Origin of the sequence: Mycobacterium sp. smrl_JER01 (assembly GCF_048513595.2) — a bacterium.
Lineage (GTDB): Bacteria > Actinomycetota > Actinomycetes > Mycobacteriales > Mycobacteriaceae > Mycobacterium.
This window is the reverse complement of sequence record NZ_JBLXXK020000001.1, coordinates 859,645-875,082: the sequence shown is the minus strand read 5'-3', so window position 1 is coordinate 875,082 and position 15,438 is coordinate 859,645. Positions and strand designations below refer to the sequence as shown.

Sequence of the window (15,438 nt, the reverse complement as noted above, 5' to 3'; positions counted from 1 at the left end):
AGATCGCAAATCCCGAACGCGGTGGTCGTCAACGGCCTAGCCTCGACATATTCGGAAAGGAGCATGTGATGGGCAAGGACGACCATGAGATCTCCGAGAAGCTGAAGAACCAGGGTTGCCGGTGCCACTGTGGCACCTGCGGCGGCAGTGGCGGTGGGCACTGCCACAACGTTGCAGCTGGATGCAACGTGCGGCGTTGAGTCGGTTCGGACCTAGTTCGCCGCCGCAGGCAGCGGCACCGGCGTCACCAGTTCGCCCGTTGCCAGGAACTCGTCAAGGTTGCGTAGCGTCAGAGCTGCCATCGCCGCGCGGGTCTGCACCGTGCCGCTTCCCACGTGCGGCAGCAGCACCACGGTGTCGAGCGCGAACAGCGCCGGGGGCACCTGTGGCTCGTCGGCGAAGACGTCCAGACCGGCACCGGCGAGCCGACCCTGGACCAGCGCCGAGACCAATGCGTCCTGGTCGACGACACTGCCGCGGGCGATGTTGATCAGGTAGCCGTGCGGGCCCAGTGCGTCGAGCACCTCGCGGCTCACCAACCCGCGAGTGCTGTCGCCGCCGGCTGCGGCCACCACGAGCACGTCCACCGAAGCGGCCAGCTGCACCGGGGACGCCGCGTAGGTGTAGGGCGTATCCGGCACCTGGTGGCGGTTGTGGTAGCTGATTGTGCATCCGAATGCTTTGAGCCGCAGAGCGATTGCGGAACCAATCCGGCCCAGGCCGATGATGCCGACGTTCGAGTTGCTGACCTGTCGGGTCAGCGGGTACATGCCGTCGACCGGCCAGCGTCCGGCGCGCACATAGCGGTCGGCGGCCGAGAATTGCCGCAGCGTGTCGATCACCAACCCCACGGCCGTATCGGCCACGCAATCGGTCAGCACGTCCGGGGTGTTGCTCACCGCGACGCCCCGCTCCGTCGCGGCGGCCACATCGATGTTGTCGTAGCCGACGCCGAAGTTGACCACCGCGCCCAGATTGGGCAGCGCGTCCATCAACGCCGCATCGACATCGGTGCGCCCCGACGTCACCGCCGCGGTGATGTGTGCGCCGTGCTCGGCCAAAAATGCGGTGCGGTCGGCGGATTCGGTGGGTAGCTGCCAGGCCGCATAGTCGTCGGCCAGGGTGCGCGACAGCGACGGCATCAGCGGGCCGACCTGCAGGACGGAGCGATTCGCCTCGGGGCTCATACCGTCCCACCGTACGGCGAACCACAGATCCCGCCACCGCCGGACCGCACCCCGCCTCGGCCCGTGGCACGACTCGCCGCGCGTGGGACGCGATGCCGACGCCGACTACCTCCGGCGGGGATTCAGATCAGGGATATTGCGGTTCGTGGAAGCGGTTGATGATCGGGATGCGCTCGATGATCCGATCGCGCAGCCGCGGCTGTTGCGCCGGTGGCACCTGCGGCACCATCGCGGGCACCTGTGCGGGCGGGGCGGCGGGCGGGGGCACATAGGCGGGGGCGGCCGGGGCGGGCGGCAGATAGTTGTCCGGTGGCGGCGGCGGCACATAGGCCGGCGCGGGTGGGATGACAGGTGGCGCCGCGACCGGCTCGTCGTACACCGGCGGCGGGGCCTGCGGCGGGGCGGGTGCTGCCGGGACCGGAAGCTCGACGGCGACCGGCTCGGCGACCGGCGGCGCCGGTGGCGGCGGTGCGGGCACGGCTTCGGGCTCCGGCGGAGCTGCCTTGACCGGTGCCGGTGTGCTGGCCGGTGCCTCGGCAGGTTCGGCGACCGGCTCGGTCACCGCGCGCGCCATCTGCGGCGCCGGGTCGTCGGGCGTCAGGCTCATGCCCAGCGCGGCCGACAGCGACACGACGAACGTCACGACCGCGGCACCGAGTACCGACGCCAGCGTCGCCGTGGGCGACGGTCTGCGCCGGGCCGGGGACGCCGCAGCGTCCAGCAGCGACACCGCCGATGCCGAGGCCAGCGCCGCCCCCCTGGCCACGGCGAGCTCGGCCTCGTCGGCGGAGACGACCGGCACCTGGAGGTGTTGCTTCAGCTCGGACACCACCCCGGCGACGTCCCCCGAGCCGAGCACGAAGACGGCGTCGGGGTCCAGACCGTCGACGTCGGTGAGCGCCGCCGGATCGACGCGGTCGGCGGTCACCCCGTCGGGAGTGACGGCAGCGATCACCGACGTGCCGGGCTCGGCCACGCCTACGACCACTCGCTCGCAACCGGCCAGATCGGCGATCCCGCAGGCCAGGGCCTCGGCGGCCTCCACGTCGGACACTGCGATCACATTCTCGACGGCCCGGTCGGTCAGCGCCTGCCAGACCGCGCTGGCGGTGCTTTCCGCCTCGGTGGTCCAGGTCAGCCCGATCGCGTGCACAGGTCGGCTCAACAGCCGGTCCAGCAGGCTCTCGGTGGTGAACGCGGCGTCGACGGACACGGTGCCGCGGTCGATGGTGCGGCTGTCTTCGCTGGTCACGCCGTCGACAAGTACCCAGCGGATCGATGACGCGGTCATCGACAAACCGAGTACGACGTCCATGTATTGCTACCAATCTCCCTGCGACTGGTCCTCGACATTACCGCGAGGGCCGTGCCCCGCACAGTCGGCCGCCGAGCGGTTCAGGGCAGCTCATCGAGCAGCCGGCGACGCCACGCCATGGCCGCGTGCGCACTCAGCTGGTGAAACGTCAGCCACGACAGATTGGCGTCCCCGACACATCGGTGCGGTTCACCGAGCCAGGACGGCCGCTCGGCACCGCAGCTGCGGCATTGCGTCATGACGGGCCTTTCGTCGCTGGGTGTCTCGTTCCGACGATCCCACCGCTGCGCTCTGAGCGCTGCAGGACGTAACGCAGGCCACAGTCGCGAAGCGACTCATGCACCCAGTCGCGAAGCGACTCATGCACCCAGTCGCGAAGCGACTCAGCTCACTGGGGCGCGCGCGAACTCGGTGGGCGAGCATCCCACCACCCGGGTGAATGCGGTCGTGAAAGCCGTCGGCGACTGGTAGCCCACGCACCGGGCCACGTGGGCGATCGAGTGTCGTTCGGCGCGCAGCAGGCCCTTGGCCAGCGCCACCCGCCACTCCAGCAGGTATTGCATCGGCGGCATGCCGACCGTGCGGGTGAATCTCTGGGCGAACACCGCCCGCGAGACCGCCGCTGTCCGGGCCAGCTGCTCGACGGTCCAACCCCGGGTGACATCGGCGTGCAGCTCACGCAGGGCGGGTGCGAGGACGGGATCGGCCAGCCCGGCGATCAGGCCGCGCTGCGCGCCGCCGAGAGCCGGACCGGTGTGAACGCGCACGGCTTCGATCAGCAGCACTTCGACCAGTCGTTGCAGGATCGGCTCGCGGCAGGCGCCGTCGGCGTCGGCTTCCTCGGCGATCAACTCGACCAGACGGTGCAGTCGCGAGGCACCGGCGGCGTCGGCACGCACCAGGATCAGCGGCGGCAGCAGTGTGACCAGCAGCGCTGCATGGGCCGGGTCGAAGCGGAAATAGCCGCCGAGCATGCGCATGGTGACCGGCTCGGATGCGCCGCCATGGCGGGTGCGGCGGGAATGGTCGAGCGCGCTGAACACCGGCGGCAGGTCCCGGTCGGCGCCCAGGGTGAACTCCGGGGTTTGAGGGAGCAGCAGGAAGTCGCCGCGGTGCAGCACCACGGCGTCGAGCCCGTCGGCGTCGAGGACGCAGGAGCCCTCCAGCATCAGGCAGAAGGCCGGATCTCCGTAGCGAGGCTTCCGCACGCTCCACTGTCCGCCGCCGGTGATCACCTTCGACAGCACCGCTTCGGGCCGCAGCAGCGACATCAGCACTTCCATCGGATCGACGTCGCCCACCCGCACACGCTAGCGCGGGGTCCACCGATCGGGGGACACACGATTCCACCCCCGCATCCGCCGGCCGACGGACAGACGCGCGACCGGAGAACCGGCATTCTTGTCTCATCGCCGGAACACACCGGACCACACGATCAAAAGCACACTGCTACAGGAGTTTTCGAGATGAACAAGATCACCCGAATCATCGCCCTGCCCCTGGTCTCGGCCGGCATCCTGGGCGGCGCGCTCGGACTGGGCCTGGCCGGCGCCGCCGGCGCGGCGGTCAGCAGCACGACCACCAACGGCAGCCACGCCATCGTCGCCACACCCGACAAACAGAGCCACAACCCGGTCATGCACACCTGGCACCAGCGCCACCGCCACCACAACAACTTCTGGCGGCACTGATCGTCGGCACTCAGAGCTCAGCCGACAGCGTGGGCCCGGACTCAGAGCATCTGGGTCCGGGCCTGCGCCAGCGCCACGGCGTCGGCCCCGGCGGGATATCGGAGACGGTCGGTCACATCGGTGGCGGCCCGATAGACCACGTCGGCGACGTCGTCCGGCGTGGTCACCGCCGCGGGCGATGCGAAGGACTCCATGATCGGCGCGGCGAACGCCTGGTACTCGGCGGGAATCACTTCGGTCATGCGGTGAGATCCGTTGCTGGCGAATTGCGTCGACGGGCCGTAGCCGGGCTCGACGAGCTTGGCCCGGACTCCGAAGAAGCCCAGCTCCAATGCCAGCGACCCGGTGAAGCCCTCGATCGCCGCCTTGCTGGCGGTGTACGCCGCCGCCAACGGCATCGACGCCAGGGTGACGCTGGACGTGACGTTGACGATGACACCGGACTTGCGCATCCGCATCTGCGGCACGACGGCCTGGGTCAGCGCCATCACACCGAAGGTGTTGGTGTCGAACAACTCCCGGACAGTCTGCATCGGGGTGGCTTCGAAGGCGCCGACCGCACCGATGCCGGCGTTGTTGACCAGCACATCGATCGGGCCGGCGGCCTGCACCGCGGCCGCGATGCTGTCCGCCCGGGTCACATCGAGGGCGAGAACCCGCAACCGGTCCGATCGGGGTAGCACGTCGGGACGCGGAGTTCGCATGGTGGCCAGCACATTCCAGCCTTCGTCGAGGAAGCGTCGAGCGGTGGCCAGGCCGTAGCCGGACGAGCAGCCCGTGATGAGCACTGAGGTCATGTTCGAAAGCTAAGACCGACGCCCGCCGTGGATCAACACCGCGGCGTCCGGAACTCCTTCGCGATCGTCTTGACCGTCAGGCCGCGGTAGAGGCGGCGCCCCTGCCCGCCGCGGATTCCTCGGCGGTGCTGTCGGGCGTCCCGGCGGTGTCGCCCGCGGAGTCTCCGGCGGTGTCCCCGGCCTGACTGCAGTCATCGTCGCCGGCGGCGGCTGCCTCTGCCTCTGCCTCGGTGGCTTCCTCGGTAGTTTTCTCGATGGCTTCCTCCACCGATTCGCCCTCGTCCGCGACGAATTCGCCGCCGACCGCAGCACCGGAGTCGATATCGTCGTCGGCGACCGCGGTGCCCTCGACCGCATCCAGGGCGGCCGCCTCGCCTGCGCTGCCGTGGTGGTCGGGCCCGCTCCGGGCGTCCTCGGACTGGTAATCGGTGTCCGACGCGTCGGCAACGAGCTGGGACGGACCGGGGGCAAGCTCGGCCATGGTGCTGGGTTCGCGTGGCGTGAGTGGCCCGAAGAACTTCGCACGGGTGGGCACGCTGTAATCGCTTCGGTCGTAGGCGAGTTCGATGAAGCGACGCAATGGCGCGTCTAGCGCGGCGATGATCGCGTCGGGCAACAGCGCATCCAGTGGCATCAACAGCGGCACCGGGTAGGTCTTGATCACGTAGTAGTGGGTCTTGGAGCCCGCATCGAACTGGTAGTAGTCCGGATCGCCCGAGTTCTTCGCAGCGTCCAAGTCGGCAGCGGTCAGTTCCAGCTGAGTGTTTCCGTGTACCAGCAGGATTCCCATGAATGCGTTGGCGACGGCGATCGGATTCCACAGGTAGGTCGGGAAGTCCGACCATCCGTCGTACTGGCGCACGATGTCGTAGGTCGGGTCACCGTTGTTCGGGGTGGCTCCGTTGAAGGTGAAGTCGAGTATGGGGATCTTGATTCCGTTGAACCGCTGCATGATTCCACCGTTGGCGCGGTTCGGGTTGGCGACCAACAGGTAGGTGTTACCGGTGTGGTCCGCCTTGTACAGCGAGGCCGCGACCGCTCCCTGGGAGTAGCCGAAGATCAGGTCGGAACCGGCGGGCTGCTCGGCCTGCAGCGACTGCATCCCTTGACGGACGGAGTTGTCGAAGGTCAGATCCTTGAATCCGCCCCGGGACACCGGCCAGAAGCCGGCGTTGTACCCGACCTGCTCGTATGGCGCGTCCGGCGGCTCGACCCCGGTGCCGTCGACCACCGCGTCGATGAAGCGGTGGAACTCCTGTTCGCTGGGCCGATAACCGATGTTGGTGCCCCGCAGATAGTGCAGTGAGGCCGTCAGCGCCGGGGCAGCCGTCATACCGGGTGCGACGCCGATCGTGACGGCGCCTGCGACTGCCATCGCCGCCGTGCCCACCGCCGCCGCGGCGTCCTTCACTGCCCGCCGTCGTTGCACCGTGTCGCGATGCCTGCCCATGGCGTCCCCCTTCGCCCGCGCGGGGCGCCCCTACGCTCCCGCATCGTTGGGAGTGTAAGCCCCACCGTTTGCTGAAACCACCCATTGAGCCTATTGGTGCTGTTGTGGCAACCGGCGGCGCGCGCCGGTCGGGTGCCGAATCCTCAGATGCCGGGTCCGACCGACCACCGTCCCCCGGGTCGGCGCGTACCGGTCGACCTTCGCCGCTTCGGCGTTCACGCCCAGCTCATGGCGAAAAGATGACGTCACGGCGATAACGCAGTGTTCAGCAAACGCATCGGATTACCGTTCGACAATCGGGGGCATTGCGGCACCGTCGGCTGCACATTCGCGATGCACCGCGGCTGAGGAGGCGTCATGGGGGAATCGGCACGGTGCACAGGACGACGTCCGGCTTCTGACGGCTACGCCCGCTATGTCGGGCGCGTCGGCGGGCTGGCATTTGCTCTGGGGGCCGGGGCCGCAGTGCTGACCGGCGCGGCCGTGGCATCGGCCGAGACCGCGGATTCGGCCCCGTCGTCACGTTCGTCGGCGACCGCGGAAACGCCGGACGCCGGCCCCGACAGGGACGAAGCGCCGGCGGACGGGGATGACGAAGGCCCCGGCGCGGACGAGACCGCCGACGATGACGAGGCAGAAGATGCCGGCGCCGGGACCGAGGGCTCCGACGATTCAACCGAGGGCGACGAATCAACGGAGGACGAGGAAGCCCCGGAGGCCGACGCCACCGTGCCGGAGCGCGACCTCGAAGGTTCGGCACCCGCAGACACCGGCACCGAACCCAGCCGCACCGACTCGGCCACCGACTCGGCCGACCGTGACCAGGAGGCGTCCTCGTCACCGACCCAGGCCGCGGCAACCGCCGCCGAAGCCGAGGAGCCCGGCTTCTTCGAGCGACTCTTCGACAACAAGACCCCGACGCTGAATCACCAGCCCGCCGAGAACGCTGTCGTCGACGGCCGTGTGGTGGGTAGTCTGCACGCCGAGGACGCCGACTCCAGTCGGTTGACCTACACAGCGACCCGGCCGGCGCACGGGTCGGTCGTCGTCAACGCCGATGGCACGTTCCTCTACACCCCGGGGGCGACCTACACCGGTCAGGACAGCTTCGAGGTGACCGTCAGCGATGCGCGCAGCGGCTTCCACATCCACGGTGCGGCAGGTCTGCTCAACCTGTTCACCTTCGGACTGCTCGGCAGCAGCGGGCACCGCCACACTCAGACGGTGTTCATCGGCTACGAACGCGCCACCGTGGTCGAGGGCCTGAGATCCCCGGTGGACTTCCGGTTCCTGCCCGACGGCCGCATCCTGGTCGCCGAGAAGGCCGGCGCCATTCGGGTTGTCGAGAACGGCGTCCTGCGCGACGACCCGCTCATCACCCTCGCGGTGCGCACCGAAGTGGAGCGCGGAATCGGCGGGCTCGCCGTCGATCCCGATTTCGCCACCAACGGTCGCATCTACGTGGCCTACGTCGCCGCGGACACCACACGAAACACGTTGTCGCGCCTCATCGTCGACGGCAACAGTGCCACAATCGACCGGCTGCTGATCGAATCGTCGCTGAGCGCGGCGCCGAACCACCACGGCGGCGCGCTGGGCTTCGGGCCCGACGGCACGCTGTACTGGGGAGTCGGGGACAACGCCACCGGCGCGAACGCGCAGAACCTCGGCAACATCCACGGCAAGATCCTGCGGTTGAACACCGACGGCGGTGTACCGGTGGACAATCCGCTGATCGACGGGAGCCGGACGCACATCTACGCGTACGGGCTGCGCAACCCGTTCCGGCTCACCTTCACCCCGACCGGCCGGCTGCTGGTCGCCGACGTCGGCGCCTCGGCGTTCGAGGAGGTCAATCGGGTCACCGCGGGCGGCAACTACGGATGGCCGAGTTCGGAGGGCGTGTGCACCAGCGCCTGCGCGGGTAAGACCGACCCGATCTTCACCTATCCGCGGGGCGGCGGCGCGGCGATCACGTCGGTGGCCGTGTATCAGGGCCGGGTGTTCATCGCCGACACCGTCCAGGGCTGGATCAGGACACTGACGTGCACACCGGACTACACGGCGTGCGGCGAGGTGCGGACCTTCGACCCCGCCGCCGGCGCGACCGTCGTCCTGGCCGAGGGTCCCGACGGCAGGCTGTACCAGCTGAGGTATCAGCCGGGCGCGCTCGCCGCGATCCGGCTCGCTGAATCGGTGTGATTCAGCTCATCCGATCCGCCAGCCGACCGTGGGATCGGCGGCCAGTCCCGTCACATCGACCGCCTCGAACCAGTGCAGCGGCACAGTGTTCAACTCGCGCTGCATGTCCCGCAATCGGTCACTGTCCCAACCGTTGCTGATCCCCGCGAGCTTCAGGCCGTCCTCACCGGGAGCAGCCGAGTCGTAGATGACCGCGCCGTGCACCTGGAGGGCGCGCAGCACCGCCTGAGTCGATTCGGCGTACCCGCGCAGGTCTACGTCCTCGCGCAGCCGGAACACCATCCCCATCGGGACGCCGTCGGCCCCACTGCCGTCGCCGGCTCGTGCCGGCCAGACATATCCCGCGCCACGGTCTTTGGCGATGGTGAGGCCCAGCATGTGGTCGACGTAGCCGCGTTCGATCTCGTCGGGACGCAACATCAGCGGCACCTGTGGAAGATGAGATGCGTTGGCGAATCCGATGGCTGGATACAAGGCCGAATTCATGTCGTACTGGACTCCGCCCTGGGCGATCCACGTCGAACCCCAGATCGACCGGTACACAGCGTTGCCCAGGATGTCGAGGATTCCCGCGCCGGGGAGTTCGACGCCGTTGGCGACATTGATCAGTTCCTGGGAGATGCAGGTGCCTTCCTGGAACACGAACAGGTGCCGGTCCCAGGCGGGATAGGACGGCATTCCCTCCACCAGTGGACGATCCGGAATCGCATACGGCCGGTCGTCGATACCCGGCCCCGACGTCGAATAGCCACGGTTGAAGATGACCGTCTCCCTCGGGTGATCGGCACCGACAACGTTGACCGGGATTCCCGCGGTGCTACCCATCCATTCGGAGCCGCCCCATCGGGCTTGCAGGGTGGCACCGCGGTCGCTGCCGAGCAGCTGGAGCCATGTGGCCGATTCGGCGAGTGCGGGCAGTCCGCGAATGTCGGCGTGGAAGACGGTGTCCGCGGGCATCAATGTGCAGCCACAGAACGTCGACGGGGGCACCGCGGCCGGAGACTCGGTGTCGGGCGCGATGGTGACGGTGACGCTCACCACGGTGTTCCCGCCATGGCCGTCGCTGACCGTGACCCCGAAAGTGTCGGAGCGCAACGCCGGCGTGGAGTACATCGATGCCGCGATCTGGCGGGCAAACGCGTTGGGCACGTAGGTGATACCACCGTCCGCGGAAACCACGACCGTACCCCTGGCGGTGGCGGACGGCCCGCTGTAGCTCAGGGCGTCGCCATCGGCGTCGGTGCCGATCACCGTCGCGACCACGACACCGCTTGTCGCGTCCGGGTCCTGCACACGAGCGGTGCCGGTGGGCGCGGCGTTGGCCGGACTGATCTGCACCGTGACCGGAATCTCGGTGACGGCACCGAAGACGTCGCTGACGGTGATCCGGAAGGTGTCGGTGCGCTCCGCCGTCGAGGCGGCGACGGCCGCGGCCCGATGGCGGGCCGTCGCGGTGGGGGTATAGACGAAGGTGCCGTTGCCGTTCACGGTGACGCGGCCCTTGCCGGTGTCGAACGTCGATGCCGCGAACGTGACGCGGTCCCAGTTCGGGTCGGTGGCGTTGGCCTTTCCGGTCACCACGCCGGTCGCCGGCACGGGCGCAGCGACGGTCGTGGCGCGCGCTCTCGGCGCGCTGTTGAGCGGCACTATGGTCAGCGCGACGATCGACACGGTGACGCCACCCCGCCCGTCGCTGACGGTCACCGATACGCGATCCGACCGGACGAAGGGGACGAACCGCGCCAGCAGTCGCGAGAACGACGTTGGAGTGTAGGTGAACTCGCCGCTGCCGTCGCCGACCACCCGGCCGAAGGTCGGTCTGGACGCGCTGTAACGCAAGTCGTCACCGTCGGGATCGTGGCCTGCGGCAGTGATCTTCGTGACACCGGTGAGTGGATCGGGATCATCGACCGACGTCGCCACCGTGGGAGCGGTGTTCGCTATGTCGGCACCGTTCGGTGCCTGGGCCGACGCGGAGCGAGGAACCCTGGTCTCAACGTCTCCGACGCCGCTGCTTTCGGCGTACTTGTGGGCAGCGCCGTGGTCGTCCTCCGACTTTTCATCCACAGCGGCGCCCCCGCCGGCCTCGTCCTCCTCGGGGTCGACCTCGACCTCATCGGTTTCGGTGTCGTCCTCGGTTTCGGTGTCGGTCTCGGTTTCGGTGTCGTCCTCGGTCTCGGTGTCGTCCTCGGGTGCGGCGTGTGCGAAGCGGTTCTGCCCGTCCTGCTCGGCGACACCGTCGTCGGAGTTCCGCGGATGGCTGCGCCGCTCCGATGCGGTCGCCGCGTCTGCGGTGGAGCTTTCCGTACTGGACGGAGACGAGGTTTGATCTGCGGCCGCCGTGCCCGCTCCGAACAGCGCCAGGGCGCCGATCCCTGCGGACACCGCCGCGGCGGCGACCCACCCGCTGCGTTGCTGTGGCGACACGGGAACCCCCTCCCACTAGAGGCTGAGGGTAACCCCGCGGTTAGCCGGACATTGCCGAATCAACGAATCCCGTCCCGTCGCGACGCCGACGCGGCGAGCAACCGCACCGGGGGAACCCTCTACCATGTGTCGATCACCCCGACCGCCGCCGCGCTTGCGGCGGTGCGCCGTCGCCCCGCCACCGATGGAGGATCATGCCGAGCTGGATCGCGGACCTGGTGCGGCTCGACGGCGATGGTGAGACCTTCCGCAGCACAGCGGCTTTCGGCGCCGGCGGCCGGCTGTTCGGCGGGCTGATCGCCGCGCAGGCGCTCGCCGCGGCGGGGTCGACCGTGCCATCCGAGAGGCTGCCGCAGTCCCTGCATGCCTATTTCATCAAGGGCGGGCGCGTCGGCATCGACGTCGAGTACGTCGTCGAGCGCACCCGCGACGGCAAGTCGTTCAACACGCGGCGGGTGACGGCGAACCAGGAGGGGGTCGCCATCTTCGAGATGCTGGCCTCGTTTCACCGCCCGGAGCAGACCACCGACTGGCAACGCCCGGGCGCGCCGACCCTCGCCCGGTCCGAAGCGTTGATCCCGACCGGGATGCCCGAGCGCTGGGCCGACCACTTCGACCTGCTCACCATCCGCCGTGGCATCGACGACTGGCCGGTGCAGCCGATGTGGTTCCGCAGCAGGCAGGCTGTCGAGGACGACGCGCTGCTACGGGCGTGCGCGTTGACCTTCATCTCCGATGTGGGCCTGGTCGCGGTGGCCCGCCCGCCCGGGGACGCGCAACGCCCGGGACCCGGTGGCGCTGCCAGCCTCGATCACGCGGTGTGGTTTCACCGCCCCGTCGACCCGCACCGGTGGCACATCTACGAGGCGGAGGCCATCAGCCACAGCGACGCTCGCGGTCTGGCGCGCGGATCCATCCTCAGCGAGGACGGAATCCTGGTGGCCAGTGTGGCGCAGGAGTCGCTCTGGCGGCTCTGATCAGCCCTTGCGGACCAGTTCGACGACGGGGATGACCCGTGTGGTGTTGCGCTGGTATTCGCCGAACTGCGGCTCGATGGCCACCTGCCGGGCGTAGACCTCGTCCCGCTCGGCGCCTTGGAGGGGCCGCGCGGTGGCATCGAATGTCTCGGTGCCCAGTTCGACCGTGATCTCCGGGTGTGCCACCAGGTTGTGGTACCAGTCCGGATGGGTGTCGGCGCCACCCTTGCTGGCGAAGATGTAGATGCGGTCACCTTCGAGCAAGGGCACCAGGGGCGCGATGCGCTCGGTGCCCGACCTCGCGCCTATGTGGTGCACCAGCACCAGCGGCTTGCCCTCGAAGATGCCGCCGGCCTTGCCGCCGGTGGCGCGGAACTCCTCGATCACGGGGCGGTTCATCTCGTCGAACGCTGCTTTATCCATGTCCCTATTGGACACCGGCACGTGCGGCCGATATTCCCGCACAGGCATGTCCGTAATGAAATCAGGCCCCCTCGAAAGGGGGCCTGACCAGCGTGGCAGGTACAGGATTCGAACCTGTGTAGGCGTTAGCCGACGGATTTACAGTCCGCTCCCATTGGCCGCTCGGGCAACCTGCCGGGTGCTGCATGTGCGCTGCAAGCGCGCACAGCAGGATATAACGAGGACCGTGCCCGGGTACAAATCGCCGGGTGGGGGGCGGTGTCGGGCAGGTCGCGGCCGGCGGCCAAGATGGACCCAAGTACCGACAACCCAAGTACCGACAACACGAGGGAGGGACGAGTCCAATGGCGGATTCATCGTTCGACGTCGTCAGCAAGGTCGACCGCCAGGAGGTCGACAACGCGCTCAACCAGGCCGCCAAGGAGCTGTCCACCCGGTTCGACTTCCGCGGCACCGACACCACGATCGCCTGGAAGGGTGAGGAGGCCATCGAGATCGTCTCCTCCACCGAAGAACGGGTGAAGGCCGCCGTCGACGTGTTCAAGGAGAAGCTGGTCCGCCGGGACATCTCGATGAAGGCGTTCGACGCCGGCGACCCGCAGGCCAGCGGTAAGACCTACAAGGTCAGCGGCACCCTCAAGCAGGGCATCTCCAGCGAGGACGCCAAGAAGATCACCAAGATCATCCGCGACGAGGGACCCAAGGGTGTCAAGGCCCAGATCCAGGGCGAGGAGATCCGCGTCAGCTCGAAGAAGCGCGACGACCTGCAGGCCGTCATCTCCCTGCTCAAGGGCGCCGACCTCGACGTCGCCCTGCAGTTCGTCAACTACCGCTGAGTTCAGCTCAGCGCGCCGCCGATACCTGCCGCGGTGCCGGCGTCGATCTCGTCGAACAGCCGCAGCAGCTGTCTGAGCACCGCGGTGAATCCCGGCTCGAACCGCACGAGCACCGCCGGAAACCGAGGGGCGATCGCATGCCCGGCGTCGGTGACCGTCCAGCCCGACGCCCGCAGTGACTCCACCAGTCCGGTCAGCCCGTCCCGAACAACCGACAGGCGGTCACCGCCGTCGCGCAGTGAACGGCGCACCGCGACCAGTCTGTCCCGCACATGCACCTGCGCGGCCAGAGTCTGTTCGGCCTGCCTGACCATCCCGTCCCCGGCGGCGCCGCGCGCCGCCCCGCGCAACCGCTGCACCGATTGCCGCTGCTCGGCGATCAGCGCGTCGAGCTCACCGATCTTGGCGCCGAGCTCCGTCGCCGCGGCCGTCAGAGCCCGCACGTTCGCTGCTTCGACCGTCGATACCGTGAACGGCAACCGCGACCCCCTTCGCAATGTCGGCTCTCATTATCGCCGCCACGGCGACAGGGTCGGTGCGGCGATTTATCCGGGCCAGGGTCGGGCATGCCAAACCAGCCCTCGCACCGACGTCCCCGCCCTAATGTGATCTTCCATGGCACCAGCGCAACGTGAACCCAAAGTCGTCGTTCTCGGAGGCGGATCGTGGGGGACCACGGTCGCCTCCATCTGCGCCAGGCGCGGGCCGACGCTGCAGTGGGTGCGTTCGGAGGAGACCGCGGCCGACATCAACGACAACCACCGCAACTCGAAATACCTTGGTGACGAGGTGGAGTTGGCGCACAGCCTGCGTGCCACCACCGATTTCTCCGAGGCTGCCGAGTGCGCCGATGTGATCGTGATGGGGGTGCCGTCACACGGCTTCCGCGGGGTGCTGACCGAGCTGGCCGCGCAGCTGCGGCCCTGGGTGCCGGTGGTGTCGCTGGTCAAGGGTCTCGAACAGGGCACCAACTACCGGATGAGTCAGATCGTCGACGAGGTCCTGCCCGGGCACCCCGCCGGAATCCTGGCCGGCCCCAACATCGCCCGCGAGGTGGCCGATGGTTATGCGGCGGCGGCGGTGCTGGCGATGCCCGATCAGCACCTGGCCGCCAACCTCGGACAGTTGTTCCGCACCAAGCGGTTCCGTACCTACACCACCGACGACGTCATCGGGGTGGAGATGGCCGGTGCCCTCAAGAACGTGTACGCGATCGCGGTCGGCATGGGCTACTCGCTGGGCATCGGGGAGAACACCCGGGCCATGGTGATGGCGCGGGCCGTCGCCGAGATGTCCAAACTCGGTGTCGCGCTGGGCGGCAACCGCGACACCTTCGCCGGGCTGGCCGGGATGGGCGATCTGATCGTCACGTGTACATCGAAGCGCAGTCGCAATCGGCACGTGGGTGAACAACTCGGGCAGGGCAAGACGGTCGAGGAGATCATCGCGGCGATGAATCAGGTCGCCGAGGGTGTGAAGGCCTCCAGCGTGATCATGGAGTTCGCCGAGAAGTGCGGTATCTCGATGCCCATCGCGCGCGAGGTCGACGGCGTGGTCAACCACGGGGCGACCGTGGAACAGGCCTATCACGGGCTCATGCTGGAAAAACCCGGTCACGAGGTGCACGGCTCCGGGTTCTGAGCGGCGCGACTCGCTGGCTCAGCTCGTGGTGGGCCAGACTCCGGACTGATAGCTCAGCTTGAGCAGCTTGAGATAGATCAGGGTCTGCACCTCGGTGACGGCATCGATGGTGCGGATCGAGCCGTCGATGACCCCCAGCAGATGCGCACCGTCGCGGGAGGTCACCTCGACCAGGACGTCGTAGGCACCCGCAGTGGCGACCGCGAAGGTCACCTCGGGAATCTCGCGCAGGGCAGCAGCGACCGCATCGGAATTACCGGTGGTCTTGACCAGCAACATCGACGTGAACCGACCGGGCCCCACCGGGTTGGTGACGGCGACGATCTGCATGTGCCCCTGCTCGATCAGCTTCTGCAGGCGCTGCCGGACGGTGGCCTCGGAAACTCCGACCTCCTTGGCGATGGCCGCGTAGGACTTGCGCCCGTCGGGCCGCAGCGAGTCCACGATCGCGGCCGACACCTTGTCCAATGGCCGCTCGGCATCGTCGGTCAC

Annotated in this window: 14 protein-coding genes and 1 tRNA gene; 5 read left to right on the top strand and 10 right to left on the bottom strand. The window is 68.5% G+C overall.

Going from position 1 to position 15,438, the window contains the following annotated elements:
- Positions 1–212: 212 nt before the first annotated feature.
- The 3 genes from ACNUDN_RS04265 to ACNUDN_RS04255 all read right to left on the bottom strand — a co-directional run bounded on the left by ACNUDN_RS04265 (position 213) and on the right by ACNUDN_RS04255 (position 3,803).
- Positions 213–1,187 carry a 2-hydroxyacid dehydrogenase gene (locus ACNUDN_RS04265; RefSeq protein ID WP_419120789.1) on the bottom strand — a complete coding sequence of 325 codons (975 nt, stop codon included), beginning with the start codon at positions 1,185–1,187 and terminating at the stop codon, positions 213–215.
- Between the two features lie 127 nt (positions 1,188–1,314).
- The gene (locus ACNUDN_RS04260; protein ID WP_419120788.1) at positions 1,315–2,502 is read right to left on the bottom strand and encodes a DUF7159 family protein; all 1,188 of its coding nucleotides are present in this window, start codon (positions 2,500–2,502) and stop codon (positions 1,315–1,317) included.
- Positions 2,503–2,885: 383 nt separating this feature from the next.
- Positions 2,886–3,803: an AraC family transcriptional regulator gene (locus ACNUDN_RS04255; RefSeq protein WP_419120786.1), complete on the bottom strand. Its 918-nt coding sequence runs from the start codon at positions 3,801–3,803 to the stop codon at positions 2,886–2,888.
- A gap of 165 nt (positions 3,804–3,968) precedes the next feature.
- Here ACNUDN_RS04255 and ACNUDN_RS04250 point away from each other — a divergent pair, with 165 nt between their 5' ends.
- Positions 3,969–4,193, top strand: coding sequence for a hypothetical protein (locus ACNUDN_RS04250; protein ID WP_419120785.1), 225 nt, complete (start codon positions 3,969–3,971; stop codon positions 4,191–4,193).
- 41 nt (positions 4,194–4,234) lie between these two features.
- Here ACNUDN_RS04250 and ACNUDN_RS04245 read toward each other — a convergent pair whose 3' ends face one another.
- The gene (locus tag ACNUDN_RS04245; RefSeq protein ID WP_419120784.1) at positions 4,235–4,990 is read right to left on the bottom strand and encodes an SDR family oxidoreductase; all 756 of its coding nucleotides are present in this window, start codon (positions 4,988–4,990) and stop codon (positions 4,235–4,237) included.
- Positions 4,991–5,066: 76 nt separating this feature from the next.
- The gene (locus tag ACNUDN_RS04240) at positions 5,067–6,440 is read right to left on the bottom strand and encodes a PE-PPE domain-containing protein (RefSeq protein ID WP_419120783.1); all 1,374 of its coding nucleotides are present in this window, start codon (positions 6,438–6,440) and stop codon (positions 5,067–5,069) included.
- Positions 6,441–6,797: 357 nt separating this feature from the next.
- Between ACNUDN_RS04240 and ACNUDN_RS04235 the strand changes: the two genes are divergently transcribed.
- A complete protein-coding gene (locus ACNUDN_RS04235) occupies positions 6,798–8,642 on the top strand; it encodes a PQQ-dependent sugar dehydrogenase (protein ID WP_419120782.1) in 1,845 nt (614 codons plus the stop codon).
- Positions 8,643–8,648: 6 nt separating this feature from the next.
- Here ACNUDN_RS04235 and ACNUDN_RS04230 read toward each other — a convergent pair whose 3' ends face one another.
- A complete protein-coding gene (locus tag ACNUDN_RS04230; RefSeq protein ID WP_419120781.1) occupies positions 8,649–11,069 on the bottom strand; it encodes a cadherin-like domain-containing protein in 2,421 nt (806 codons plus the stop codon).
- Between the two features lie 194 nt (positions 11,070–11,263).
- Between ACNUDN_RS04230 and ACNUDN_RS04225 the strand changes: the two genes are divergently transcribed.
- A complete protein-coding gene (locus tag ACNUDN_RS04225) occupies positions 11,264–12,046 on the top strand; it encodes an acyl-CoA thioesterase (RefSeq protein ID WP_419120780.1) in 783 nt (260 codons plus the stop codon).
- On the opposite strand, the gene ACNUDN_RS04220 is transcribed toward ACNUDN_RS04225, so the two are convergent.
- Both ACNUDN_RS04220 and ACNUDN_RS04215 read right to left on the bottom strand, forming a co-directional pair.
- Positions 12,047–12,469: a nitroreductase family deazaflavin-dependent oxidoreductase gene (locus ACNUDN_RS04220; protein ID WP_419120779.1), complete on the bottom strand. Its 423-nt coding sequence runs from the start codon at positions 12,467–12,469 to the stop codon at positions 12,047–12,049.
- A 93-nt stretch (positions 12,470–12,562) separates the two neighbouring features.
- A tRNA-Tyr gene (locus ACNUDN_RS04215) sits at positions 12,563–12,645 on the bottom strand.
- A gap of 168 nt (positions 12,646–12,813) precedes the next feature.
- Between ACNUDN_RS04215 and ACNUDN_RS04210 the strand changes: the two genes are divergently transcribed.
- Positions 12,814–13,305, top strand: a complete 492-nt coding sequence (locus tag ACNUDN_RS04210) for a YajQ family cyclic di-GMP-binding protein (protein WP_419120778.1) — start codon at positions 12,814–12,816, stop codon at positions 13,303–13,305.
- A 2-nt stretch (positions 13,306–13,307) separates the two neighbouring features.
- Here the strand turns inward: ACNUDN_RS04210 and ACNUDN_RS04205 are convergent, their stop codons facing one another.
- Positions 13,308–13,748, bottom strand: coding sequence for a hypothetical protein (locus ACNUDN_RS04205; protein ID WP_419120777.1), 441 nt, complete (start codon positions 13,746–13,748; stop codon positions 13,308–13,310).
- Positions 13,749–13,920: 172 nt separating this feature from the next.
- Here ACNUDN_RS04205 and ACNUDN_RS04200 point away from each other — a divergent pair, with 172 nt between their 5' ends.
- A complete protein-coding gene (locus ACNUDN_RS04200) occupies positions 13,921–14,946 on the top strand; it encodes an NAD(P)H-dependent glycerol-3-phosphate dehydrogenase (RefSeq protein WP_419120776.1) in 1,026 nt (341 codons plus the stop codon).
- Between the two features lie 18 nt (positions 14,947–14,964).
- Here ACNUDN_RS04200 and ACNUDN_RS04195 read toward each other — a convergent pair whose 3' ends face one another.
- Complete coding sequence (locus ACNUDN_RS04195) at positions 14,965–15,438, bottom strand: Lrp/AsnC family transcriptional regulator (protein ID WP_419120775.1); 474 nt, start codon at positions 15,436–15,438, stop codon at positions 14,965–14,967.